2 protein-coding genes are annotated in these 1,293 nt (G+C 59.9%); both read right to left on the bottom strand.

The features are described from left to right. Window positions 1–30 precede the first annotated feature (30 nt). Window positions 31–993 carry an IS3 family transposase gene (locus ACIGGF_RS25355; protein ID WP_347873426.1) on the bottom strand — a complete coding sequence of 321 codons (963 nt, stop codon included), beginning with the start codon at window positions 991–993 and terminating at the stop codon, window positions 31–33. Next, window positions 921–1,226: a transposase gene (locus tag ACIGGF_RS25350; protein ID WP_347873388.1), complete on the bottom strand. Its 306-nt coding sequence runs from the start codon at window positions 1,224–1,226 to the stop codon at window positions 921–923. Before ACIGGF_RS25350 ends, ACIGGF_RS25355 begins: the two co-directional genes overlap by 73 nt. Window positions 1,227–1,293: the final 67 nt, after the last annotated feature.

Here is a 1,293-nt window from a genome sequence, read left to right as displayed (position 1 = left end):
CTGAGGTTCCCCCCGAAAAGTGGACAGTGGTCACGCGGCCATGATGGGCGCGATCAGTGACTGTTCGTACGTGGTGGGGCTGAGCATCCCGATCGTGGAGTGCCTACGCCGAGTGTTGTAGAAGTTCATCCAGTTGTCAACTGCAGCAACCAATTCAGTGGCATGAACGAAGGTGTGGCGGTAGTAGTACTCGTGCTTGAACGTCGACCACAGACTCTCCGCGCCGGCGTTGTCCCAGCAAATACCGGTTTCACCCATCGAACGCCGCAACCCGTAGCGTTCACACGCCTGCTTCATGATGTCAGCTGTGTACTGAGATCCTCTGTCTGAGTGCATGATTGTGCCCGCAACATCGCCGCCGCGTTCGGCGACCGCCATCTCCAACGCTTCGAGGACAAGCTCGGTGCGCATGTGATCGGCCACGGCCCACCCGAGCACCTTCTTCGAGTGCTCGTCCTTGATCGCACAAAGGTACATATCACCCTCCCCGCAGGTCAGATATGTGATGTCCGAGGTCCACACTGCGTCGAGTTCGCCCTGATCGAAGTGGCGCTGAACCAGATCATCGGGGAACGAGGCGAACGGATCGACCACGGTGGTGCGGACCTTGAATGTGCGTGGGCTGATGCCGACGACACCGAGTGACCGCATGATCTTGGCGACGGTTTTCTCGGTGATCACCTCTCCTCGATCGTGGAGCTCAGCGGTGATGCGGGGTGCTCCGTACACGCCTTTCGACTCCTGGTGGATCGCGAGGATCTTGATCTCCAGATCGGCTCTACGTTGCTGTCGTTCTGCCAATCGGGTAGTCACACTGCGTCCTTGGTGCTTGTAGAAGCCGGAGGCTGACACCTCGAGAAGGCGTGCCATCCGGTGAACTGCGGAGTTCGCGTACTCCGCGGCCATCAACGTGTAGAGCTCTACTTTTGTTGATTGGCCGCGAAGTACGCGGACGCTTTTTTCAGGAACGCGATGTCTTTCTCTTGCTCGGATACCTGCTTGCGCAACCTGGCGAGTTCGGTGCGCTCGGCGGCGGTGAGCGGTTGATCGCCGGATGCTGCGGCGGCTTCGATTCGCCGGCGCTCATCGGCGACCCATCGACCGAGGAGGGCTTCGTTGATACCCAGTTCGCGGGCGACCTCGGCGATGGTGCGGCCGGAATCGATCACCCTGCGGGCGGCCTCGACCTTGTACTCGGTCGTGAAAGACCTGCGTTTGCGGGACATGAGGACATCCTTCCAGCGGAACCATTGATCCCGCTATCTCGGTGTCCACCATCCGGGGGGAACCTCA

It is taken from the genome of Rhodococcus sp. NPDC078407 (genome assembly GCF_044542515.1).
Lineage (GTDB): Bacteria > Actinomycetota > Actinomycetes > Mycobacteriales > Mycobacteriaceae > Rhodococcoides.
Note: the sequence above shows the minus strand (reverse complement) of the source record. Positions and strands in the feature narration are given on the sequence as shown.

Excerpts from the sequence above, each read along its gene's own strand:
- ACIGGF_RS25350 (WP_347873388.1), bottom strand. The coding sequence starts at position 1,226 with ATGTCCCGCAAACGCAGGTCTTTCACGACCGAGTACAAGGTCGAGGCC.